The organism is Geomonas terrae (assembly GCF_004791675.1).
In the GTDB taxonomy this organism is placed as follows: Bacteria; Desulfobacterota; Desulfuromonadia; order Geobacterales; family Geobacteraceae; genus Geomonas; species Geomonas edaphica.
Window position 1 is genome coordinate 80,134 of the sequence record NZ_SRSC01000003.1, and the last position, 16,845, is coordinate 96,978.

14 protein-coding genes are annotated in these 16,845 nt (G+C 62.2%); 11 read left to right on the top strand and 3 right to left on the bottom strand.

The annotated features are described in order from the left end of the window. Positions 1 to 26: 26 nt before the first annotated feature. From E4633_RS12110 to E4633_RS12160, 11 genes are all read left to right on the top strand, one after another. The gene (locus E4633_RS12110; protein WP_135870527.1) at positions 27 to 1,301 is read left to right on the top strand and encodes a bifunctional folylpolyglutamate synthase/dihydrofolate synthase; all 1,275 of its coding nucleotides are present in this window, start codon (positions 27 to 29) and stop codon (positions 1,299 to 1,301) included. A gap of 119 nt (positions 1,302 to 1,420) precedes the next feature. After that, positions 1,421 to 3,406, top strand: coding sequence for an LPS-assembly protein LptD (locus tag E4633_RS12115; RefSeq protein WP_246038083.1), 1,986 nt, complete (start codon positions 1,421 to 1,423; stop codon positions 3,404 to 3,406). Positions 3,407 to 3,540: 134 nt separating this feature from the next. Beyond that, a complete protein-coding gene (gene rfbB, locus E4633_RS12120) occupies positions 3,541 to 4,608 on the top strand; it encodes a dTDP-glucose 4,6-dehydratase (RefSeq protein WP_135870529.1) in 1,068 nt (355 codons plus the stop codon). 261 nt (positions 4,609 to 4,869) lie between these two features. Further along, positions 4,870 to 5,703, top strand: a complete 834-nt coding sequence (rfbD, locus tag E4633_RS12125) for a dTDP-4-dehydrorhamnose reductase (protein WP_135870530.1) — start codon at positions 4,870 to 4,872, stop codon at positions 5,701 to 5,703. A 29-nt stretch (positions 5,704 to 5,732) separates the two neighbouring features. After that, the gene (locus tag E4633_RS12130; protein WP_246038169.1) at positions 5,733 to 6,125 is read left to right on the top strand and encodes a cupin domain-containing protein; all 393 of its coding nucleotides are present in this window, start codon (positions 5,733 to 5,735) and stop codon (positions 6,123 to 6,125) included. Continuing rightward, positions 6,126 to 7,274, top strand: coding sequence for a Na+/H+ antiporter NhaA (locus tag E4633_RS12135; protein ID WP_135870532.1), 1,149 nt, complete (start codon positions 6,126 to 6,128; stop codon positions 7,272 to 7,274). A gap of 23 nt (positions 7,275 to 7,297) precedes the next feature. Then, positions 7,298 to 8,371 (top strand): mannose-1-phosphate guanylyltransferase, encoded by a 1,074-nt coding sequence (locus E4633_RS12140; RefSeq protein WP_135870533.1) that lies wholly within the window; start codon positions 7,298 to 7,300, stop codon positions 8,369 to 8,371. Between the two features lie 171 nt (positions 8,372 to 8,542). Further along, entirely contained in the window at positions 8,543 to 10,279 is a 1,737-nt protein-coding gene (locus E4633_RS12145; RefSeq protein ID WP_135870534.1) for an aldehyde ferredoxin oxidoreductase family protein, read from the top strand. 19 nt (positions 10,280 to 10,298) lie between these two features. Further along, positions 10,299 to 11,465, top strand: a complete 1,167-nt coding sequence (locus tag E4633_RS12150; protein ID WP_135870535.1) for a class II aldolase/adducin family protein — start codon at positions 10,299 to 10,301, stop codon at positions 11,463 to 11,465. A gap of 198 nt (positions 11,466 to 11,663) precedes the next feature. Then, on the top strand, positions 11,664 to 13,232 hold the full coding sequence (murJ, locus tag E4633_RS12155) for a murein biosynthesis integral membrane protein MurJ (protein ID WP_135870536.1): 1,569 nt from the start codon (positions 11,664 to 11,666) through the stop codon (positions 13,230 to 13,232). 135 nt (positions 13,233 to 13,367) lie between these two features. Further along, complete coding sequence (locus E4633_RS12160) at positions 13,368 to 13,919, top strand: methylated-DNA--[protein]-cysteine S-methyltransferase (protein ID WP_135870537.1); 552 nt, start codon at positions 13,368 to 13,370, stop codon at positions 13,917 to 13,919. Between the two features lie 267 nt (positions 13,920 to 14,186). Here the strand turns inward: E4633_RS12160 and mazG are convergent, their stop codons facing one another. From mazG to tgt, 3 genes are all read right to left on the bottom strand, one after another. Continuing rightward, positions 14,187 to 14,981, bottom strand: a complete 795-nt coding sequence (gene mazG, locus E4633_RS12165) for a nucleoside triphosphate pyrophosphohydrolase (RefSeq protein WP_135870538.1) — start codon at positions 14,979 to 14,981, stop codon at positions 14,187 to 14,189. A 134-nt stretch (positions 14,982 to 15,115) separates the two neighbouring features. Next, positions 15,116 to 15,463, bottom strand: coding sequence for a c-type cytochrome (locus tag E4633_RS12170; RefSeq protein ID WP_135870539.1), 348 nt, complete (start codon positions 15,461 to 15,463; stop codon positions 15,116 to 15,118). A gap of 9 nt (positions 15,464 to 15,472) precedes the next feature. Further along, a complete protein-coding gene (gene tgt / locus E4633_RS12175) occupies positions 15,473 to 16,579 on the bottom strand; it encodes a tRNA guanosine(34) transglycosylase Tgt (protein WP_135870540.1) in 1,107 nt (368 codons plus the stop codon). Between the last annotated feature and the right edge of the window lie 266 nt (positions 16,580 to 16,845).

A 16,845-nucleotide genomic window follows, 5' to 3' on the forward strand; every position in this document is an offset into this window, starting at 1 on the left:
CTCATTACCTATAATCCCGCCCTGTCATGACCTACGCGGAGACCCTTGAGCACATCTACGCCCTGGGACGCTTCGGCATCAAGCCGGGGCTCGACAGGATCGTCCCGCTTCTCGCCGCACTGGGCAATCCGCAGGACACCTTCAAGACGGTGCATGTGGTCGGCACCAACGGCAAGGGGTCGACCTCTTCCTTTCTCGCCTCCATCCTCGGCGCCGGCGGCTACCGAACCGGACTTTTCACCTCACCGCACCTGATCTCCTTCACCGAGCGCATGAAGGTGAACGGCGCGGAAATCGAGGAGGATGAAGTGGCGCGGCTGGCCGCCCTGGTGCTTGCTGCCGCGCCGAAAGAAAGTACCTTCTTCGAGATCGTCGCCGCCCTGGCAGCCCTCTATTTTGCCGAGAGCGGGGTGGACATCGCCATCTTCGAGGCGGGGATGGGGGGACGCCTCGACGCCACCAACGCACTCAGCGGCATCCTTTGCGCCATCGCGCCGATCTCCCTCGAGCACACCGATTATCTCGGCAGTACCGTCGAGGAGATCGCCGCGGAGAAGGCCGGGATCTGCAAGCCCGGCGCCCCGGTGGTGACGGCGCGCCAGCTCCCCGAGGCGCAGTTCATCATCGAGCACAACGCGGACCGCCTCGCCGCACCACTTTACCGCCAGGGGGAAGCCTTCGACGCCTTCTGGATGGACCGCTCCCTGTACTATCGTGGCGTTTCGCACACCCTGGACGGGCTGCAATGCGGTCTTTTGGGGCGCTATCAAAGCGGCAACGCGGCCCTCGCCCTCGCCTGCGCGGAGCTCCTCGGGGCGATCGGCTTTCCGGTAACGCCTCAGGCCATGGCCGCCGGGGTGGCCAACGCCCGCTGGCCCGGACGGATGGAGCTCTTCGGCGACGCACCTCGCGTGCTGCTGGACGGTGCCCATAACCCGGCCGGTGCCCGGGCCCTTGCCGAGGCGCTCGATGACATCCCGCGCGGGCGTCTGTTCCTTGTCATCGGCGTGATGGCCGACAAGGAGCTTTCCGGCATCCTCTCTCCGCTTTTGCCGCTTGCCGAGCGGGTTTTCGCGGTGACGCCGGCCCTCGACCGCGCTCTGCCCGCCGTGGAACTTGCCGGCTACTGTCTGGGGGCCGGGGTCGAGGCGCTGGCGGCCGGAAGCGTCGGGGAGGGGGTAGAGCTTGCGAGAAACGTGGCCGGTGACGACGACCTGATCGTGGTATGCGGTTCCCTCTTCACCGTGGGTGAGGCGAGGGGCCACCTGAAATCCAAGACCTTCGAGCCGTTCCGGGGATGAAACGGGACGGCACACTGCACGGCGGGAAGTCCCGCCCGAACCGGAGTACGATGAAATCTGCAAGAGCCTTGTGGCTCCTAACATACCTTTTTTTCTCCGCCGGGATTGCCCGGGGCGAGATGGCCATTCCCAACAAGGAGGCGACCATCAAGGCGGACCACCTGTCGGTGGACACCCCAACCGACAGCTACCACGCCGAGGGGAACGTGCTCATCACCCAGGAGGGTGCATCCCTTCTCGCCGACAGCGTCATCTATCACAGGTTGACCGGAGATGCGGTTGCCGAGGGGAACGTCCGACTTGAGCGCGGCGGCGATACCATGAACGGCAAGAAGCTCCTTTTGAACCTGGTCACCCAGCACGGGGAGTTGTTGAGCGGCGAGCTCTTCGTGAAAAAATCCAATTTCCGCCTGCGTGCCGACCGGCTTATGAAGACCGGGGATGCCGACTACCGGGTGGAGCGGGGAACCTTCACCACCTGCGACGGCGACCGCCCGAGTTGGCATTTCGAGGCGAGCCGGGTTGATCTCACCCTGGATGAATACGCGACGGCGAAACACGCGGTCTTCTACGTCGGCGACGTCCCGTTGTTCTACACCCCGTACCTCGTCTTCCCGGCCAACACCGACCGGCAGTCGGGTCTCATGATACCGAAGCTCGGCTTCTCATCGAAGCGGGGCTTCTACATCGACCAGCCGTACTACTGGGCCATAAACCAGAGCCAGGAGGCGACCTTCAACCTCGACATCGAGACCTCCCGCGGCGTGGGGAGCGGCGTCGAGTACCGTTACCTGCGGCCGCACGGCAGTCAGGGGTACCTGCACGCCTTCGGCATCTACGACACCAATGAGAGCGGGTTCCGCGGTGAGGTGCAGCAAAGGCACCTGGAAATCCTCACGCCGGACCTGACCCTTGCCTCCACCATCCACATGATCTCGGACCGCCGCTACTACCTTGATTACGGCGAGTTTTCCGGCGAGTACAACCGCCAGCTCCTCGAATCGACCGTCTCTTTCGACCGGCGCTGGGACCGCTACGGTTTGAGCGGCGACCTGCGTTACGCCCAGGACCTCGAGGCGCCCACCAACGATGCCACGCTGCAGCGCTTGCCGAGACTGAGCTTCGTAGCCGCAGGTGACAAGATCGGTCCGCTTCTTTTCTCCATGGACTCGAGCGTCTCCAATTTCATCCGCGACATCGGGGCAACCGGACAGCGCCTCGTCGTGCACCCGCGGCTTGCCTACTACGCGAAGCCGGGCGGCGCGCTCGACTTCTCGATGTACGGAGGGTTCCAGCAGCGCCTTTACAATGCACGCGGCGACAGCCCCGATCCCGGGTGGCGGCAGATCGGGCAGGCCGACGGCGGGGCCACGTTGTCGCTTCCCCTGGAGAGGATCTACGACGGAACGACGCGTCACCTGCTGGTTCCCGAGCTCCAGTACGCTTTCGTGGAGCGGCGCGCCGATCAGAATCTCCCCCTCTTCGACTACGACGACCGCGTCTTGGGGCAGAGCATCGCCTACCTTTCCCTATCAAACACCTTCACCAGGAAGTTCGTCAGGGAGGGGATGCCGGACGAGTACCGCGACATCCTGTACCTGAAGCTGGCCCAAGGGTACCAATTCTCGGGTGAGCGCCGCGACCTCCTCACGCTGGTCGACGAGGGGAACAAGCTGACCGACCTGATGCTTGAGAGCGTGGTCACCCCGATGCAGAACCTTTCCCTGCTCCTCGACGGGCGCTACAACCTGGAGGACAACGACGTCTCCACCGCCAACATCGGGGTCGAGTACAAGGGGGAGGGGAAGAAGGACATGGCCCGGCTGACCTATCGCCACAGTAGGGGCGAGCTGGACTACCTGGACGCCGGTCTGGTCTTCCCGCTCGGGACCCGGTTCACCGCAGACCTGGAGGGGCGCTACTCCTTCGACAGGGGCGCTTTCCTGGGCTCCCGCTACGCCCTGGAATACCGGCAGCAGTGCTGGAGCGTGGTTCTGGCCTATTCCGACCGGGTGCGGAGTCACCAGGTGACCGGCGAGCAGCAGTTCACGATAAACTTTTCGCTGGCCGGGCTGGGATCGCTGGGGCCGATGCGGACCATGTAGCCGATTGCCGCGGTCGCCCGGCGAAGCCGTAAGAAGTTGACATTATTCTTTTCACCGGTGTATCTAAGAGGAGCCGCTACTAAAGCCGGAACACCGCGCTAAGGACAGCGGCAGATCCTGGTCTGGAGGTTCACATGAAGGATGCATTTACCCCCACCTCGCTTTTGGTTACCGGAGGAGCGGGTTTCATTGGTTCCAATTTCATCAATCACTTCATGGCCGGCAATCCCGGCTGCCGGGTCGTCAACCTCGACCTTTTGACCTATGCCGGAAACCTCAAGAACCTCACCGCGGTAGAGGCGAACCCGCAGTACCGTTTCGTGAAAGGGGACATCTGCGACGCCTCCCTGGTGGCGCGTCTTCTGGAAGAGGAGAAGATCGACGCCGTCGCGCACTTTGCCGCCGAGTCGCACGTCGACCGCTCCATCACCGGTCCTGACATCTTCGTGAGGACCAACGTCCTCGGGACGCAGACCCTTCTCGAGGCGAGCCGCAAACACGCCGAGAGTCTCCCTGCTTTCCGCTTCCTGCAGGTCTCCACGGACGAGGTGTACGGCAGCCTTGGCTCCGAAGGGTACTTCACCGAGGAGACCCCGCTTGCCCCCAACTCCCCGTACTCCGCCAGCAAGGCCGGGGCGGATCTCCTGGTGCGGGCGTACTTCGAGACCTTCGGTCTGCCGACCCTTAATACCCGTTGCTCCAACAACTACGGCCCCTACCATTTCCCTGAGAAGCTCATCCCGCTGATGATCCACAACATCCTGAAGCGGCGCTCCCTGCCGGTGTACGGCGACGGTCTGAACGTGCGCGACTGGCTGCACGTGAAGGACCACTCCGCGGCGATCGAGCGTGTGCTGAAGAGCGGCAAGCCGGGCGAGATCTTCAACGTGGGCGGGAACAACGAGTGGAAGAACATCGACATCGTGAAGCTCGTCTGCGATCTGATGGATGAGCGGCTTGGGCGTACGCCGGGCGAGAGTCGCGGGCTGATCACCTTCGTGAAGGACCGCAAGGGGCATGACCGGCGTTACGCCATCGACGCCTCGAAACTGAAGCGCGACCTCGGGTGGGAGCCCAGTTACACCTTCGAGCGCGGCATCGCCGAGACCATCGACTGGTACCTGGCGAACCAGGCGTGGGTCGAGGAAGTCGCCTCCGGCGCCTACCGCGAGTACTACGAGATGCAGTACGGCCAGGCTTAGCGGCTTTAACGGACGTTCAACGTTCAGCGTTCAACGTTCAATGGAATGTGAACTGAGTATTGCCGCTGCATCTGTGGCGGCCGGTAAGGCTCTGTCGGATTGTGTAGTGACGAAAAAGTACAGGACGGTTTCCAAGCTGCCCGTTCTCGGCTAGAATCTAGCCTTGTTTTTATTTCCGGTGCCGCCACGGTGCCGCCGCGCGTAGCAGAGGCACTTTGTCGAACGCTGAACGCTGAACGTAGAACGTTTCCTGGAGGACAGATGATTCTGGTAGTCGGCAGCAAAGGGATGTTGGGGCAGGAGTTGATGGCGCTTTACGGCGACCGCGCGCGCGGCGTCGACATCGACGAGATCGACATCACCGACCTCACCTCGGTGCAGCGCGTCCTCACCACCATCAAGCCGTCCGTGGTGATCAACGCCGCGGCCTACACCGACGTGGACGGCTGCCAGGACAACGCCGAACTCGCCCTGCAGGTAAACGGCGAGGGGGTGGCACATCTCGCCATGATCAGCAAGGAGATCGGCGCGAAACTCGTGCAGGTGAGCACCGACTACATCTTCGACGGCAAGAAGGGTACCCCCTACCTCGAGGACGACCTGGCGTCGCCTTTGAGCGTGTACGGCGAATCGAAGCTCGCAGGCGAGATGAACGCCTGGTTCAACCCGAACCACCTGATCGTGCGCACCCAGTGGCTCTACGGGCACGGAGGGAAGAACTTCGTGGAGACCATGCTTCGGCTCGCCAAGGACAAAAAGGAGATCTCCGTGGTGGACGACCAGATCGGTTCCCCGACCTGGACCGGCGACCTCGCCCTGGCCATCAAGGCCCTCCTGGATAAGGGATGCGAGGGGGTCTACCATGCCGCCAACGCGGGATTCGTCTCCTGGAACGGTTTCGCCAAGGAGATCTTCCGCCTGGCGGACCTTGACGTCACGGTTCTCGCCATGACCACAGAAGAGCTCGGCCGGCCGGCGCCGCGCCCGCTCTATTCAACCCTGGACTGCGGCAAGCTCTCCCGGGATACCGGCTTCACACCGCAGCCCTGGCAGGAGGCGCTCAGGCGCTATCTGGAGCTCAGGGAGGAAAAATAACCATGAAACAAGAGCAAACGGAGGCCGTCATGGAACGCGGAGAGCGTCCCTGGGGGACATACACCGTACTTGAAGAAAACGGCAGCTACAAGATAAAGCGCATCGAGGTGATGCCGGGACAGAGGCTGTCGCTGCAGATGCACCACCACAGAAGCGAGCACTGGATCGTCGTTTCCGGCACGGCACGGGTCACCTGCGGTGAGACGGTCAAGATCATCAACATCAACGAATCCACCTTCATCCCCATCGGCTCGACGCATCGTCTGGAGAACCCGGGCGTCATCCCCCTGGTGATCATCGAGGTGCAAAGCGGCGAGTACCTGGGCGAGGACGATATCGTCCGCTTCCAGGACGACTACCACCGCGTGGATCATGAGTCCGAGGCCGACGGCGCCGGGGCCGGCGTGGAGCCTGTCGTATAGATGAAAAAGCAGCTAAGCCTGCTGCGGGAGTTCTCGGTTCCACTGGCTGCCGGCGTCATCGCCGCGCTCGCCTGGGCCAACCTCGCCCCGCAGCAGTACCACCACTTCCTGCATGACCCGCTTCTTGCGGGTCTTTCTGTTCACTTCGTCACCAACGATCTGTTCATGGCGTTTTTCTTCGGCATCGCGGCCGTCGAGATCACCCAGAGCTGTCTGCCCGGCGGTGACCTGTACCCCTTGAAGCGTGCGGTGAACCCGCTGCTTGCCACGGTAGGGGGGATACTGGGGCCGGTTGTGCTCTATCTCCTCCTCAACGCCTGGATCGGCGCACCGTCGCTCGCCCGCGGATGGGGCATCCCGACCGCAACCGATATCGCGCTTGCCTGGCTTGCCGCGCGGTTCATCTTCGGCAAAGGGCATCCGGCCATCGCATTTTTGCTTTTGCTGGCGATAGCCGACGACGCGGTGGGGCTCATCATCATCGCCCTTTTCTATGGCGATCCCCTTGCGCCCGTGCAGCCGGTTTGGCTTTTGCTTTGCGGTGCGGCGCTTGTCGTCTGTTTTTCGCTGCGCCGTTTCAAGGTGGCGAACTACTGGCCCTATCTCATTCTCGGCGGTACGCTGAGCTGGTCCGGCCTGCATCTTGCCCACCTGCATCCCGCGCTGGCGCTGACCTTTGTGGTACCTTTTCTGCCCCATCCCCCCATGGAAAAGCGCCACATGTTCGACATCGATCCCGAAGACCTCACCCCGCTTTCCAGGTTCGAGCACGACTGGAAGCTCTTCGTCGACCTGGGGCTCTTCGTCTTCGGTCTGGTGAACGCAGGCGTGACCTTCGGAGCTGTCGGTACCGCCACCTGGCTTGTGCTCGCCTCCCTGATCGCCGGCAAGATGGTCGGCATCACCGGCTTCGGACTTTTGGGGAGTAAACTGGGCTTCCCGCTTCCCATAGGCGTCGGGGTGCGCGAACTCGTGGCGACCAGCCTCACCGCCGGCATCGGTTTCACCGTTGCCCTCTTCGTTGCAGGAGAGGCCTTTGCTGATCAAGAACTGGCCTCTTCTGCGAAGATGGGGGCGATGTTGAGCCTCTGCGCCTTTCTCCCTGCGGCCCTCGTGGCCAAGGCAGGACGCGGCAGGCGATCATCCTGACAACGCCGTTCATGGAGGAAACCATGTACATAGTCATTCTCGCCGGTGGATCCGGGACCAGGTTCTGGCCCCTGTCCCGCAAGAGCACGCCGAAGCAGCTCATGTCGGTTTTCGGTGGCAAGTCCATGTTGCAGCGGACCGTGGAGCGGGTCCTGCCGCTTGACCCGAAGCGGATACTGGTGGTCACCAACGCCCTGCAGGCCGCCGAGACCAGGAACCAGTTGGCTTACATAAAGGACGTCCCGGTCGACGTCATCGAGGAGCCGGTGGGGCGCAACACGGCGCCCGCCATCGGCCTTGCCGCCTCGATCATCGCCCGCTTCGATCCCGACGGGATCATGGCGGTGCTGCCGGCCGATCACTACATCGTTGACGAAGAGACCTTCCGGGCGACGCTCGTTACCGCACGTTCCGTCGCGGTGAGCGGCGCCTTGGTGACGCTCGGGATCACGCCGACGCGGCCCGAGACCGGCTACGGCTACATCCAGGCCGCTGTCGCGGGAGGTTCCGGTGCAGCTGCCGTCGAGCGCTTCGTGGAGAAGCCGAACCTCGAGCGGGCCATGGAGTTTCTGGCGAGCGGGTGTTTCTACTGGAATAGCGGCATGTTCGTCTGGGGTGCCTGTGCCATTTTGGACGAGATCGGGCGACACATGCCAGAGCTTGCTCAGGCGCTGGCACGGCTCACCTTCGAGTCCCACGTATGGGAGATCGCCGACCTGAAACCCCAGATAGCCGAGATCTACGGCGCCATAAAAGGTGAGTCCATCGACTTCGGCGTCATGGAGAAGGCGAAGGACGTTCAGGTGATACCGGCGTCGTTCGGCTGGAGCGATGTCGGATCCTGGAGCGCGCTGCCCGAGGTGATGGACGCCGATACCGCGGGGCACGTGGTGATCAACGCGAGCGGAGCGGTATCGGTGGGAGCCAGTGAATGTCTCGCCTATGGCGGCGGCAAGGTAGTGGCGCTCGTCGGGGTAAGCAATCTGATCGTGGTGGACACCCCGGATGCGCTTCTTGTCTGCGCGAAGGATGCCGCACAGGACGTGAAGAAGGTGGTAGAGGAACTGGAGCGGCAGGGGAAGGTGGAACTGCTTTAAAACGTTCAACGTTCAGCGTTCAACGTTCAAGTGAGTTCCTCCTCGAATTCCACCGTCATCGTACTTCCTTAATTTTTCGAAGCGACAAGATGCCGTATCGTTGCAGGTCGATGACAAGGAGCCGTTGTCGAACGTTGAACGTTGAACGCTGAACGGGTTTATGAGGTTTTTATGGGCTGGACCGGAAAGTTGCTGCACGTTGATCTTACCCGCGGTACCTGCGAGCGCAGGGAGATCCCTACTGAAATCCTGCACGCCTACCTCGGGGGACGGGGCTTGGGTGTCCGCCTCATGCGTGACTTCTTCCGCCTCGATCCCTTCGATCCGGATATGCCGATCATCTTCGCGGTCGGCCCTCTTTGCGGCACCAACTCCCCCACCGCGGCCCGCCTTGCCTGCGTCTCCCGCTCACCGCTCACCGGCACGATCTACGACTGCTCGGCCGGAGGTCGCTTCGCCTGGCGCTTAAAGGCCGCCGGCCTCGATGCTGTCTTCATCACCGGCCAAAGCGCTCACCCCGCAGTTCTCGCCATCGACGGCGCACGTGCGGAACTCCTCCCCGCCGGGTCACTCTGGGGGAAAGGGGTGAAGGAGACCGTGGCCTCCCTGAAGGAGCGCGGCTCGGTAACCGCCATCGGCCCCGCCGGCGAAAACGGCGTCCTCTTCGCCAACATCATGATGGGGGAGGGGAACTCGATCGGCCGCGGCGGGCTCGGCGCCGTCATGGGCGGCAAAAGACTCAAGGCGATCACGGTGCAGGGAGAGGGGACTACGCCGGTTGCCGACCGGGAACGCTTCGACGCCGCCCGCGCCGATGTCATGCGCCTCTTCCGCGCCTCTCCGGTCATCTTCGGCGAACTCGGCATCTCCGAATACGGCACGCCCGCCCTGGTCGACCTGATGGCGCAGCGTCGCATGGCCCCCACCGAGAACTTCCGCGCCACCTTCTTCGCCGACTCGGGAAACTACTCCGGCCCGGCGATAAAGAGGGAGTGCGGCGCCAAAAAAGAAGGGTGCTACGGCTGCCCGATCCAGTGCAAGAAGGCGAGCGCACAAGGGGAGGCCCTCCCCGAGTACGAGACCGTGAACCACTTCGGCGCCCTGAACGGCATCTCGGACCTGCACGCCATCGTGAGGGCGAACTCGCTTTGCAACGAGCTCGGCATGGACACCATCTCTGCGGCGGCCACCCTCTCAGCTTTCGGGGAGGCGCGGGGACGCTTCCCGGACGCATCGGAGGTAGCGAGTCTTCTCGCCGACATCGCCCACCGCAGTGGGGACGGGGCGCTCCTGAGCCTTGGCTCGCGCCGCCTTGCCGAGCATCTCGGGCACTCCGAAGTCTCCATGTCGGTTAAATCCCTTGAGCTTCCCGCCTACGACCCGCGCGGCGCCTACGGCATGGCGCTCGCCTATGCGACCTCGAACCGCGGCGGCTGTCACCTGCGCGCCTACCCCATCTCGCACGAGATCCTGAGAAAGCCGGTCCCGACCGACCGCTTCTCCTTCTCGGGCAAGGCCCGCATCATCAAGATCGCCGAGGACGTGAACGCAGCGGTCGACTCCCTCGTAGCCTGCAAGTTCGCCTTCTTCGGCGCGACGCTGGAGGAGTACGGGGAGCTGTTGACCGCGGTGACCGGCGTAGAGTACGGCCCGGAAGCGCTCAAGGCAATTGGAGAGCGCATCTACCTGACCGAGCGGTTCTACAACTGCGAGAACGGTTTTTCCCGCAAGGACGACACACTCCCGGAGCGCTTCTTCACCGAGCCGGGGAGCGGTGGCGAAGGGATCGACGTCCCCCCCGTGGACCGGGAGCGCTTTTCGGAGGAACTGCAGAAGTACTACCGGATTCGCGGTCTCGACGAGAACGGCGGCTTCGGCGGCCGCAACATCCTGGAGGAGCTACCCTAACCCGGGAGCGAAGTGAGAGATGCGAGACCAGATCGATAAATACACGGGAAAACTCCTTGCCGACCGTTCCGCCTGCCCCGACGGCATCGCCTTCGCCGCGCAGGACGACGTCCTCATCACGGCAGGCGCGCAAGGGCTCGTCGAACTTGCGGGAAACACGCTCTCGCGCCTGAACTCCCTGGCGCTCGTCGCCGCGCGTCCCTCGCTCCCCTTTGCCGACTTCCTCATCGCACGCGCTGATGAACAGGAGGAGTGCATCGTACCGCAGGACACCGAGACGCGGACCTTCCTGCACGACATCCCCTTCCTGCGTCAAAAGGACCTTTCCGGCGATCCCTCCCCCGTCCTTGCCAAGCTGCTCGGCAACCGGAAAGGGGTGATCGTTGAAGGGGTGGGGATCGTGGCCGTCGGCGCCATCACCGTGGAGCAGGCCTTCATCAACTACTCCTCGGTGTTCCACTCCACCTTCGTCAAATACCTGCAGGACGTGCTGGCTGACGGATTCAGGCTTCCTGGCGAGCGTGAGGCGTTCGAGGCATTCCGCAGCCAGTGGTTGAGGCCCCTCTCCGCCGTAGGGCTCGAATTCGTCCCGTCGTTGCCTGGGGATAAAGAAGCGATTCTCGCCGAGATCGAGCGGGTGGGGCATTACACCGTGGAACGCGGACTCGTCGACTCCTTCTTCGGCAACATCTCCGCCGTGGCGGGAGAGCTCATCTACATATCGCAGACCGCCGCGAGCCTCGACGAGCTGAAAGGGTGCATTGACCCGGTTCCCGCCGACAACTCCTCGACCACCGGGATCACCGCTTCCAGCGAACTTTTGGCGCACCGCAAGATCTACGAACAGACCGGCTCGCGGGTGATCCTGCACGGCCACCCGAAGTTCGCCGTGGTGATGAGCATGCTGTGCGACCGGAAGAAAGAGTGCAGCATCAAGGACTGCTGGAAGGACTGTCCGCACGTGCGCGACCTGGGCGGAACGCCGGTCGTAGCCGGCGAGATCGGCGCCGGGGGGCTGGCAAAGCGCGTTCCTCCGGTGATCGGAGCGAGCGGGTCCGCCATCGTCTACGGGCACGGCGTCTTCACCCTCGGGCGCGAGGGATTCGGCGAGGCCTTTGCCACGATGGTCGACGTCGAGAACTTCTGCCGGGAGGAGTACTTCCGGCGGGTGGAAGAGATGCTTTAACGCAAAGACGCAAAGGCGCGGAGACGCAAAGAAAGGCTTCAAACCTGTTCTCATGCATCAGCGTGCGGCGCAACAAGTCTGGAACGCTCAGCGTCCTCCGGATTATGCCTTTCCACCCTGATTTCAGGTTTTCTTCGCGTCTTTGCGGCTCCGCGTCTTTGCGTTGAGTCTTGATGCTTTTGATTTTTTGGAGGGATTTTGTCTGAAAAGAAGAACATAGCCCGCGCCGCAGGCGTTTTGGGCGCTGCCACCATGCTGTCCCGCATCATGGGGATGATCCGCGACATGGTGGTCTCCCGCCTGTTCGGCGCAGGCCTCTACACGGACGCCTTCTTCGCCGCCTTCCAGATCCCCAACATGCTGCGCCGCTTCTTCGCCGAAGGTGCGCTCACCTCGGCCTTCGTCCCCACCTTCTCCGAGTGGCATACAACGAAAGGGGAGGAGGAGACCCGGGCGCTCGCGAACGTATGCTTCACCGCGCTCACCATCGTGATGGCGGCCGTCACCGTCCTCGGCATCATCTTTTCGCCGCAGCTCGTGCACCTGATGTTCCCCGGTTTCTCCGGCAACCCCGAGAAACTTTCGGTCACCATCCTGCTGAACCGCCTCATGTTCCCGTACATCTTCTTCGTTAGCCTGGTGGCGCTCTGCATGGGGATCCTGAACACGCTGCGCCACTTCTTCACCCCGGCCATCTCCACGGTGTTCCTGAACATCTCGATGATCCTCTCGGCCCTGTTGCTGCACGACCGCTTCCAGGTCCCCATCGTGGCGCTCGCCGTCGGCGTCTTGATCGGCGGTGTCCTGCAGCTTGCACTGCAACTCCCAGTGCTTTACCGGATGGGTTTCCCGATCCGCCCGAACTTCAACCTGAACCACCCCGCGTTGAAACGGATCACGCTCCTCATGGGACCGTCGGTGTTCGGCGTCGGCGTCTACTACCTCAACATCACCGTCGGCTCCATCCTCGCGTCGCTGCTCCCGGAAGGTAGCGTCTCCTACCTTTATTACGCCCAGCGGCTCTTCGAGTTCCCCCAGGGGATCTTCACGGTGTCGGTGGCCCAGGCGGTGCTTCCCTCAATGAGCCGGCAGGCGGCGGTGGGGGATATGGACGCCCTCAAGGAGTCGCTCAATTACGGGGTGAGGCTCACCCTCTTCATCACCATCCCGGCCATGGTCGGGCTCATGTTCTGTGCCACCCCCATCTTCTCGCTCCTCTTCATGGGCGGGGCCTTCGACTACGCCAAGGCGCAGAAGTGCGGCGTCGCCCTTTTGTACTACTCGATCGGCCTCACCTTCGTCGCGCTCGTGCGCGTGCTGGTCCCTGCCTTCTACGCGCTGAAGGATACGAAGACCCCGGTTACCACCGCCTTCATCGCCTTCCTGCTGAACTTACTCTTCAGCCTGCTCCTGATGGGGCCGATGCTGCACGGGGGGCTGGCGCTCGCCTCTTCCCTCTCGGCGCTCGGCAACATGCTGCTGCTCCTGTGGTTCTTGAGGAAAAAGATCGGTCGCTTCGGTGGGGGGGCGATCACCGTGTCCGCCCTGAAAGGGATCGCCGCTTCGGTGCCGATGGCCGTTGCCGTGTACTGGATCATGGGCCTCATCGACTGGTCCATGGCCGGCAGGCGCCTCTTAAAGGGGGGCGTACTCGGGGGAGGGGTGCTGGCGGGGATCATGATCTTTCTTGCCGCGTCGCACCTCTTGCGTTGCGACGAGGCGCGGGACGTGGTCGCCCTGGTGAGGAAAAAGCTGCTCAGAAGATAGACCGGGGCATGGCTGGAACCGGACGCGCAAGAACGTGCAGATTCCGCTGGAAAGAAAGGGGGACGAAATGGTATCGTCTCCCTTGTTCTTTGTGGCATGTCACGGATCTTGCGCGTTTTTTTATGGAGTCGACCTATGAAACAGGAAGCAGCAGCCACCGCCTGGAGCATTTACGAGAGCGCCGCCGGTTTCGGCCTTGTCGCGGCAAGCAATAAGGGGCTTTTGGCCCATCATCTTCCCTACGGTCTGAAGACGCGCGCCGATGCGCTCGAGGCCGCCGGCATGTCCCATCCGCTGGCGAAAGAGGGGAGCGATCTGACCCGGGCCGCGGCCGCGCTCCTAGAGCGTTACTTCCGCGGCGAGCAGGTCGGTTTCGACCTCCCCCTGGACCTGACCGGCTTCACCCCCTTTCAGCAGGAGGTCTACCGGATGGTCGCCGCGATACCTTACGGAACGGTGCAAAGCTACGGTGAGGTGGCCGGCGCCTGCGGAACACCGAGGGGGGCGCGGGCCATCGGCGGCGCCATGGCGAGGAACCGGCTGCCGATCATCATCCCCTGCCATCGCGTAGTCGGGGCGAGCGGAGTCATGACCGGATTCACCGCCCCGGGAGGGATCGATTCCAAGCGGGAGCTTCTCATGATGGAAGGGGTAAATGTCGTGGTCGGAGGGGGCGTGATTCGGTAGAATTCCTACACTTATGCACAGGATTTCCACCATGGCTTTAAGCCTAATTAGGCTGGCCTAACTTTGTTGGGGGTGATAATCCTCAAATGTATACAAAAATTTGTAAGTAGCTGTTTTTTCGTTCGAATATCTGCGTGGCCAATATTTATGCAGAACGCGGAAAGTGCTTAAAAGGCGTAGGTTTCTAAAATTGTCAACACCGTTATCCACACCTTTTCCACAAAATGTGTGGATAATTCTCTGGTCCTCCAAAAACATTAACTAGATTCAACGTTTCTCCATTTTCTTGGCCTCTTCCCAGAGCCGGTCCATCTCCTCGAGGCTCGTGTCCTGCAGCCGTTCCCCCCTGCCGTGCAGGGTGTCCTCGATGTGGCTGAAGCGACGGGTGAAACGCTGGATGGTCTTCCTCAGGGCCTCCTCCGGGTCGATCGCCATGAACCTCCCGAGGTTCACGATGGCAAAGAGGAGGTCGCCCAGTTCCGATTCCATCTCCTGCTGGTCCCCGGCCGCCATCGCCTCCTGGAATTCCTGCAGTTCCTCCATTACCTTGGCGAAGACCTGGTCCGTGTGCTCCCAGTCGAAGCCGACCCGCGCCGCCTTTTCCGTGATCTTATGCGCCTTCATGAGTGCAGGGAGGTGCGGCGGGATGCCGGAGAGGGCCGATTTCCGCTCATCTCCCTTTTCTCCCTTCTTGATCTTCTCCCAGTTCTCCACCTGCGCCGCACTGCTTTCGATCACCTGGTCACCGAAGACGTGGGGGTGGCGACGCACGAGCTTCTCGTTGATGGCGTCGAGCACCTCGTCCATGGTGAAGGCGCCGCGCTCCTCGGCGACCGCCGCGTGAAAGACCGGCTGCAGGATCAGGTCCCCCAGTTCCTCCTTCAAAAGCGCGTCGTCCTTGGCGTCGATCGCCTCGATCACCTCATAGGACTCCTCCAGGAGGTAGCGCTTGAGGGAATCGTGGGTCTGCTCGGCGTCCCAGGGGCATCCCCCCGGTGCGCGCAGCTGGCGCATGATCGTCATGAGTCGGTCGAAGCGGTCTTGAATGGTTTCGGTGGACATGGATGGGTTCTCCGGAAGGAATTATTCCCTCCCCCGGAGGGGGAGGGGCAGGGGAGGGGGATGATTGCGGACACCAGCGGCTTTCCCCACGCCCAGCCTACCCCATTAGGGGGAAGGCTAGCAGAGGGGTAAAGCTATTTTAGTCCGCTCAGGTAGTCGACCAGGGAGTCGATCTGCTTTTTCGAAAAGGTGTCGTAGGGGGGCATGGCGGTGCCGGGATAGACCTTCGCCGGCTCCCGGATCATGCGTTCGAGAAAGCGGCGGTCGCGCGCGCTCCCCACGTGGGTGAGCGCGGGGCCGACCACTCCCCCCTTGTCTCCAACCACGTGGCAGTCCCGGCAGCGCTCGTTGAAGAGTGCCTCCCCGTAAAGTTCCAGCTGCGCCGGGGACTTCTTCTGCTGCGGAGCCTGCGTCTCCTCGTGCCTGGAACAGCCGGCGGCAAGCGCGGTCGCCATAACCGCTACGAGTAGGCACCTATTCATGGCGGCCTCCTATTTACCCTTCATGTAGGCGGCGAGGAACTGCTCCTTGTACTCGACGAAGCGGTCTTCCTCGATCGCGGTCCGGATCTCGGACATCATGTTCAGGTAGAAGTGCACGTTGTGGATGCTCGCAAGGATCGCCGAGAGCACCTCGTTCGAGGTGAACAGGTGGTGCAGGTAGGCCCTCGTGAAGTTGCGGCAGGTGTAGCAGGTGCAGTTCGGCTCGACCGGGTAGAAGTCGCGCCGGTAGTTCTTGTTCGTGAGCCTGATGCGGCCGCGGTTGGTGAAGAGGGTCGCGCTCCTCGCGTAGCGGGTCGGGATGACGCAGTCGAACATGTCCACGCCGCGCTCGACACTCTCGAGGATGTCCTCGGGAAGGCCGACCCCCATGAGGTAGCGCGGCTTGTCCTCGGGAAGATGCGGCGCCGTGTAGCCGACCACCTGCTTCAAAAGTTCCAGGCCTTCACCGACGGATACCCCGCCTATGGCGTAACCGGGGAAATCCATCTTCACGAGCGCCTTGGCGCAGCGCTTTCTGAGATCCTCGAACACGCTTCCCTGCACGATGCCGAAGAGGTACTGGTTCTCGCGTTTGTGCGCCTCGCGGCACTGCTTCGCCCAGCGTATCGTCTTCTCGGTCGAGCGCTCCGCGTACGCCTTGTCGCAGGGGTAGGGGATGCACTCGTCGAAGTTCATGATGATGTCGGCGCCGAGCGCCTCCTGGATGGCGACCGCTTTGGCCGGGTCGAGGAAGATCTCCTCGCCGGTGTCCTCGTGGCGGAAGAAAACCCCCTCCTCGGTGATCCGTTTCTTCGGCAGGGAGAAGACCTGGAACCCGCCGGAGTCGGTGAGGATCGGGCCGTCCCAGCACATGAACTTGTGCAGCCCCCCCGCCTTTTCCACCAGGGCCTCCCCCGGGTGCAGGTGCAGGTGGTAGGTGTTGGACAGGATGATCTGCGCGCCGGTCTCTTTGACCTGGGCAGGCGTCATCGCTTTCATGGCGGCGTGGGTTGCCACCGGCATGAATATAGGAGTCTGGATCTCGCCGTGTGCGGTTTTTACTACGCCCCGGCGCGCGGCGGACCTTTTGTCTTTCTTCAGTAGTTTGTAAATCATGAACCTTCCATTGCTTATCGTGTTTTACTGCGGACTGTTATCCTAATTAGCAGAGAGGGGTGTAAAAAGCAACAGCAACGCCGCGTAAGCGGAATTTCAAAACATGGTTAGTGTGATTTAGAGGGGGCTAACTTGCTTGAACCATTAATTGTATGCTGTATACAAAAAACTGTTGCATTTTCGTATAACGGCATTTAATATGCGCGTCTATCAACCCGCCGATTTTTGTGCTATAGATACCATCCGAAGATGCTCATGTGAATTTA